Here is a 5857-nt window from a genome sequence, read left to right as displayed (position 1 = left end):
CGGGGGTGCCTAACACGTGGGGGGTCTCCCCCCCCGCGTCGGGGGGGGGCCGCAGCAGCTGCTGCGGCCCGCCCCTTCGTCGTCCCGCAGCTCCTGTCAGCGCGGACCCGCCCCGTGCAGGAACTGGTCGACGGCGGCCTCGACGAGGACACCCCGATGCTCGGGCTCCACGACGCCACCGTTGATGAACGAGGCGATCCCCTGCAGGGTCGCAAGAAGGACGGTCGCCACCCGATCGAGGTCGTCCGTGACGAGCACCCCTTCGCCCTGCCCCTGCCGGACCAGCCGCCGCAGAAGCCCGAACGGGGCTGACGCCGCCGCCAGGATCCGGTCCGCGCCGGGACGGTGCTTGCCGGCGTACATCACGTCGAGCAGCGAGGCGCTCTCGGTGGCGAACCGGGCGTAGGCGGTCGCGGCGGCGTGCAGCCGCGGCTCGAACTCCTCGCCGGCCCCGGCCAGGGCGTCGCGCAGCTCGCGGTCGAGGCGCGCGAACCCCGACTCCGCGAGCGCGTCGAGGAGTGCCTGCCGGTCGGCGAAGTGACGCCGGGGCGCGCCGTGGCTGACCCCGACCTCACGCGCCAGGTCGCGCAGCGAGAGCCGGTCCGCCCCGTCCGCCCGCAGGCGGCGCTCCGCGGCGTCGAGCAGGGCCGCTCGGAGGCTGCCGTGGTGGTAAGGGCGTTCGATGACGGGATCGGGCACGTCCCGAGCCTAGCCGCGCTATGTTGCCGTTGACCACATGTGTAGACACTGGCTACTTTGTAGACCATGACTACTTTCATGATCGCCCAGGTCCCCGCCCAGACCGGACGGACCATCGTCGTCACCGGAGCCACGAGCGGCATCGGCCGGGTCACCGCGGAGGTGCTCGCCTTGCGCGGGGCACGCGTGGTGCTCGCCGTCCGCGACGTCGACAAGGGCCGCACCGCGGCCCGCACCATGGCCGGCGACGTCGTCGTCCGGGCCCTCGACCTCGCCGAACTCGCCTCCGTCCGGGCGTTCGCGGAGGACCTCGCCGAGCCCGTCGACGTGCTCGTCAACAACGCCGGGGTGATGGTGCCGCCGCTCTCGCGCACCGCCGACGGGTTCGAGCTGCAGCTCGGCACCAACCACCTGGGGCACTTCGCACTCACGAACCTGCTGCTGCCGCGGGTGCGCGAGCGCGTCGTCACCGTCTCGTCGAGCGGGCACCGGTTCGGCGCCATCGACTTCGCGGACCTCAACTGGGAGCGCCGCAGGTACCGCCCGATGGCGGCCTACGGGCAGTCGAAGCTCGCCAACCTCCTGTTCACGGCGGAGCTCCAGCGCCGGCTCACCGCGGCGGGATCGCCCCTGACCGCCGTCGCCGCGCACCCGGGCTGGGCCGCCACGCAGCTGTTGAGCGAGCGGCGGGGCGTGCAGCACCTGGTGCACCGCCTGTCCGTCCCCGTCGCGCAGAGCGCCGAGGACGGTGCGCTGCCCACCCTCTACGCGGCAGTCGCCGACGTGCCGGGCGACAGCTACGCCGGGCCGAGCGGCTTCCTCGAAGGGCGCGGTGCCCCGACGCTCGTCGGCCGGTCGGCGCGGGCGCGGGACGCCGCCGTCGCGCGCCGCCTGTGGGACGTGTCCGAGGCGCTCACCGGCACGACGTTCCCCGCGGGATCCGTCGTACGGTGAGCCGCTCGTCACCCGAAGCGGCCGGAGACGTAGTCCTCGGTGGCCTGCTCGGACGGGGTGGAGAAGATCGTCGACGTCTCGTTCATCTCGATGAGGCGACCGGGCTTGCCCGTGCCGGCGATGTTGAAAAACGCCGTCCGGTCGCTGACGCGCGCCGCCTGCTGCATGTTGTGCGTCACGATGACGATCGTGTAGTCCTGCTTCAGCTCGCCGATGAGGTCCTCGATCGCGAGGGTCGAGATCGGGTCGAGGGCCGAGCACGGCTCGTCCATGAGCAGCACCTGCGGCTTCACCGCGATGGCGCGCGCGATGCACAGGCGCTGCTGCTGCCCGCCCGACAGGCCGGACCCCGGCCGGTCGAGACGGTCCTTGACCTCGTTCCACAGGTTCGCGCCGCGCAGCGAGCCCTCGACCAGCTCCTCCGCGTCGGCCTTGCCGATGCGGCGGTTGTTCAGCCGCACGCCGGCGAGCACGTTGTCGCGGATCGACATGGTCGGGAACGGGTTGGGCCGCTGGAAGACCATCCCCACGTTGCGGCGCACGGCCACCGGGTCGATGTCGTCGCCGTACAGGTCGACGCCCTCCATCTCCACGGTGCCCTCCACGCGGGCCCCCGGGATCACCTCGTGCATCCGGTTGAGCGTGCGCAGGAAGGTCGACTTCCCGCACCCGGACGGGCCGATGAACGCCGTCACCGACTTGGGGTCGATCGTCATCGACACGTCCTGCACGGCGAGGAAGTCGCCGTAGTAGATGTTGAGGTCCTTCACGTCGATGCGCTGTGCCATCGTGTCGTCTCTTTCTGGTGGGCTGCGGCGGGCGGCGGCTGCGGGTCAGCGCAGCTTCGGGGAGAACCAGCGGTTCACCAGCCGGCCGACGAGGTTGAGGGCGAGCACCAGGACGATGAGCACGAGCGCCGCGCCCCACGCGTTCTGGATCGCGATGTCCGCCACGCAGGAGGCGGACTCGCCGGCCGGGCAGGTGGCCAGGCCCTGGCTGTACTGGCGGTAGGCGAACACCGGGAGCGTCATCATGCGGCCCTCGAAGGGGTCGAAGTTGATCGAGTCGGTGACGCCGACGGTCACGAGCAGGGGCGCCGTCTCGCCGATGACGCGGGCGACGGCGAGCAGGATGCCCGTCGTCAGGCCCGCGACGGACGTGCGGAGCACGACCTTGACGATCGTCAGCCACTTGGGCACACCCAGCGCGTACGACGCCTCGCGCAGCTCGTTCGGGACGAGCTTGAGCATCTCCTCGCAGGAGCGGACGACCACGGGGATCATCAGCACGGAGAGCGCGACGGCGCCGATGACGCCCATCCGCACGCCCGGCCCCAGGATCAGGGTGAACAGCGAGACCGCGAACAGGCCCGCCACGATCGACGGGATGCCCGTCATGACGTCGATGAAGAAGGTCACCGAGCGGGCCAGCGCGCCCCTGCCGTACTCCACGAGGTAGATCGCGGTGAGCAGGCCGATCGGCACCGAGATCACCGTGGCCAGGGCCGTGATGATCAGCGTGCCCGCGATGGCGTGGTAGATGCCGCCGCTCGGGTCGCCGCCGAAGATGTTGCGCATCGACAGCGTGAGGAAGTCCATGCTGATGCGGCCGGCGCCGTTGCTGAGCACCGTCCAGACCAGGGAGACGAGCGGTGCCATGGCCACGACGAACGCGGCCCAGACCAGCACCGTCATCGTGCGGTCCTTGCGGCGCCGGGCGCCGTCGGCGCCGGTCAGCGCCGCGCGCGTGCGGGCGGTGGCGTCGGTGGGGCCGGCGGGGTCCGAGAGGGTGGTCGTGCTCATCAGTTGGCCCCCGAGAAGTCCTTGCGGCGCGCCACGATCGCGCGCGCGGCCATGTTGACGGCCAGCGTGATGACGAACAGCACGAGGCCCGTGGCGATCAGCGTGTTCACCGCGAGCCCGCTCGCCTCCGGGAAGTCGAGCGCGATGTACGCGGCGATGGTCTGCTGCTGCGCGCTGTCGAGGATCTTGAACGAGTACAGGAACCCGGGCGACAGGATCATCAGCACGGCCATCGTCTCGCCGAGCGCGCGGCCCAGGCCGAGCATGGCTGCGGAGATGACGCCGGACCGGCCGAAGGGCAGCACCGCGGTGCGGACCATCTCCCAGCGGGTCGCGCCGAGCGCGAGCGCCGCCTCCTCGTGGAGCTTCGGCGTCTGCAGGAAGACCTCGCGGGCGACGGCGGTGATGATCGGCAGGATCATCACGGCGAGCACCACCGCGACCGTGGCGAGCACGCGGGACGTGGGCGAGACGGGCCCGGCGAAGAGCGGGAACCACCCGAACCAGGAGCTGAGCCACTCCCACACCGGCAGCGCGGCCGGGCCGAGCACGTAGATGCCCCAGAGGCCGTAGATGACGGACGGGACGGCCGCCAGCAGGTCCACCAGGTAGCCGAGCAGCTGGGACAGCCGCCGCGGCGCGTAGTGCGAGATGAACAGGGCGATCCCCATCGCGACCGGCGTCGCGATCGCGAGGGCCAGCGCCGCCGCGAGCAGCGTGCCGAACACGAGCGGTCCGACGTACTCGAGCAGCGACGTGTCCTCGGGGTAGCGCGGCACCGAGGCCGCCAGCTCGTCCGACCCGGCGGTCAGTGCCGGCCACGCCTGCTGCAGCAGGAACACCGCGACGGCGGCGAGCACCGCGAGGATCAGGACGCCGGCGCCGACGGCGATCCAGCGGAAGGCCCGGTTGAAGCCGCGGTCGGTCGTCCGCCGGCGTCGGCGCGGTCTGCCCGGCACCCGCTGCGGGGTCGGGCTGACGGTGGTGGTCACTCGCACTCCTCGTTCTGCCGCTGCTCGTTGAGCCTGTCGGGACCGCCGGTCGAGCCCGTCGGGACCACGGGTTCGTGGTCCCGACGAGCTCGACCGGCGAGGACGGTCAGCCGGCCGTGATCGCGTCGATCGACGGCTGCACCGCGTCGCGGATGTCGGCCGACAGCGGGGCGGAGCCCGCGGCGTCGGCGGCCACCTGCTGGCCCTCCTCGCTCACGAGGTAGGACATGTAGCCCTTCACCAGGTCCGCCTGCGCCTGGTCGGCGTAGGTGCCGCAGGCCAGGAGGTAGGAGACCAGGACGACCGGGTAGGTGCCGGCGACGTCGCGCTTCAGCTCGATCGAGTACACGCCGTCCGCGGTGCCCTCGGCCCGCGGCGACTGCGCGACGACCTCGGCGGCCGCCTCGGCGCTGTAGGGCACGAACTCGTCGCCCACGCCGACCGCCACGGTGCCCAGGTCGGAGATCTGGGAGGCGTCGGCGTAGGTGATGGTGCCGTCGCCGGACTGCGCGGCCGAGACCACGCCGGAGGTGCCCTGGGCCGACTCCTGGCCCTCGATCGGCCAGACGCCCTCGGGCTCGTGGTCCCAGGCGTCGGGGGCGGCCTCGGACAGGTAGGCCTGGAAGTTCTCGGTGGTGCCCGAGTCGTCCGAGCGGTGCACCACGGTGATCGCGGTGTCCGGCAGGTCGGCGTCCGGGTTGTCGGCGGCGATCGCGTCGTCGTTCCAGGCCTTGATCTTGCCCGAGAAGATGTCCGCGATGACCTCCGGCTTGAGGTTCAGCGAGTCGACGCCCTCGAGGTTGAACGCGATGGCGATCGGGCTGACGTAGCCGGGGAACTCGATGACGCCGCCCTCGCCGCACTGGGCCTCTGCCGCCTTCATCTCGTCCTCGTCCAGCGCCGCGTCGGAGCCGGCGAAGGCGTACGAGCCGTCGGTGAAGCCGGTGCGGCCACCGCCGGAGCCGACGGGGTCGTAGTTGACGGTGACGTCGGGGTTGGCCGTCTGGAAGCCGGCGCGCCACGCCTCCTGGGCGGACTCCTGCGAGGAGGCGCCGCCGCCGCTGAGCTCGCCCGAGAGGGACGAGCCGCCGTCCTGCGAACCACCGGTGGACTCCGCGCCCGGCGCGGCCGGGTCCGAGCCGCACGCGGCGAGGGTCAGGGCCAGCGCGCCGACCGCCACGGCGGTTCCAGCACGGGAGAATCGGCTGAGCTTCACGTCTCGTTCCATCCTGTTCACACGGAGGGACACCGGCGAAGTACCGGCGTTCGTCGGGAACGCTAGGCACGCAAGGTGGCTCGGGACCCAGGAGCAGGTGAACGAGGGGTGAACAGTGGCGGGCGGCTGGTCACCGCACGCCAGGTAGTACGAGATCCGCCGAGGTAGGACGGGCGTCCGCGCAAGGATGCGCG

6 protein-coding genes are annotated in these 5857 nt (G+C 72.0%); 1 reads left to right on the top strand and 5 read right to left on the bottom strand.

The annotated features are described in order from the left end of the window. Positions 1-96: 96 nt before the first annotated feature. On the bottom strand, positions 97-699 hold the full coding sequence (locus tag ACFQ8T_RS21610) for a TetR/AcrR family transcriptional regulator (RefSeq protein ID WP_430548508.1): 603 nt from the start codon (positions 697-699) through the stop codon (positions 97-99). A 66-nt stretch (positions 700-765) separates the two neighbouring features. Between ACFQ8T_RS21610 and ACFQ8T_RS21605 the strand changes: the two genes are divergently transcribed. Continuing rightward, the gene (locus tag ACFQ8T_RS21605) at positions 766-1653 is read left to right on the top strand and encodes an oxidoreductase (protein ID WP_430548507.1); all 888 of its coding nucleotides are present in this window, start codon (positions 766-768) and stop codon (positions 1651-1653) included. 8 nt (positions 1654-1661) lie between these two features. Here the strand turns inward: ACFQ8T_RS21605 and pstB are convergent, their stop codons facing one another. From pstB to ACFQ8T_RS21585, 4 genes are all read right to left on the bottom strand, one after another. Continuing rightward, the gene (gene pstB, locus ACFQ8T_RS21600; protein ID WP_430548506.1) at positions 1662-2441 is read right to left on the bottom strand and encodes a phosphate ABC transporter ATP-binding protein PstB; all 780 of its coding nucleotides are present in this window, start codon (positions 2439-2441) and stop codon (positions 1662-1664) included. A gap of 45 nt (positions 2442-2486) precedes the next feature. Beyond that, positions 2487-3455 carry a phosphate ABC transporter permease PstA gene (pstA, locus tag ACFQ8T_RS21595; protein ID WP_430548505.1) on the bottom strand — a complete coding sequence of 323 codons (969 nt, stop codon included), beginning with the start codon at positions 3453-3455 and terminating at the stop codon, positions 2487-2489. After that, positions 3455-4447, bottom strand: coding sequence for a phosphate ABC transporter permease subunit PstC (gene pstC, locus ACFQ8T_RS21590; RefSeq protein ID WP_430548504.1), 993 nt, complete (start codon positions 4445-4447; stop codon positions 3455-3457). The genes pstA and pstC overlap by 1 nt, the downstream gene beginning before the upstream one ends. 106 nt (positions 4448-4553) lie before the next feature. After that, the gene (locus ACFQ8T_RS21585) at positions 4554-5663 is read right to left on the bottom strand and encodes a phosphate ABC transporter substrate-binding protein PstS (protein WP_430548503.1); all 1110 of its coding nucleotides are present in this window, start codon (positions 5661-5663) and stop codon (positions 4554-4556) included. Between the last annotated feature and the right edge of the window lie 194 nt (positions 5664-5857).

The organism is Isoptericola sp. NPDC056618 (assembly GCF_042792715.1).
Classification (GTDB): Bacteria; Actinomycetota; Actinomycetes; order Actinomycetales; family Cellulomonadaceae; genus Isoptericola; species Isoptericola nanjingensis.
The sequence above is the reverse complement of the archived record's forward strand: the minus strand, read 5'-3'. Positions and strand labels throughout refer to the sequence as shown.

Coding starts and splice junctions, on each gene's coding strand:
- ACFQ8T_RS21605 (WP_430548507.1), top strand. CDS start 766: ATGACTACTTTCATGATCGCCCAGGTCCCCGCCCAGACCGGACGGACC.
- pstB (WP_430548506.1), bottom strand. CDS start 2,441: ATGGCACAGCGCATCGACGTGAAGGACCTCAACATCTACTACGGCGAC.
- pstA (WP_430548505.1), bottom strand. CDS start 3,455: ATGAGCACGACCACCCTCTCGGACCCCGCCGGCCCCACCGACGCCACC.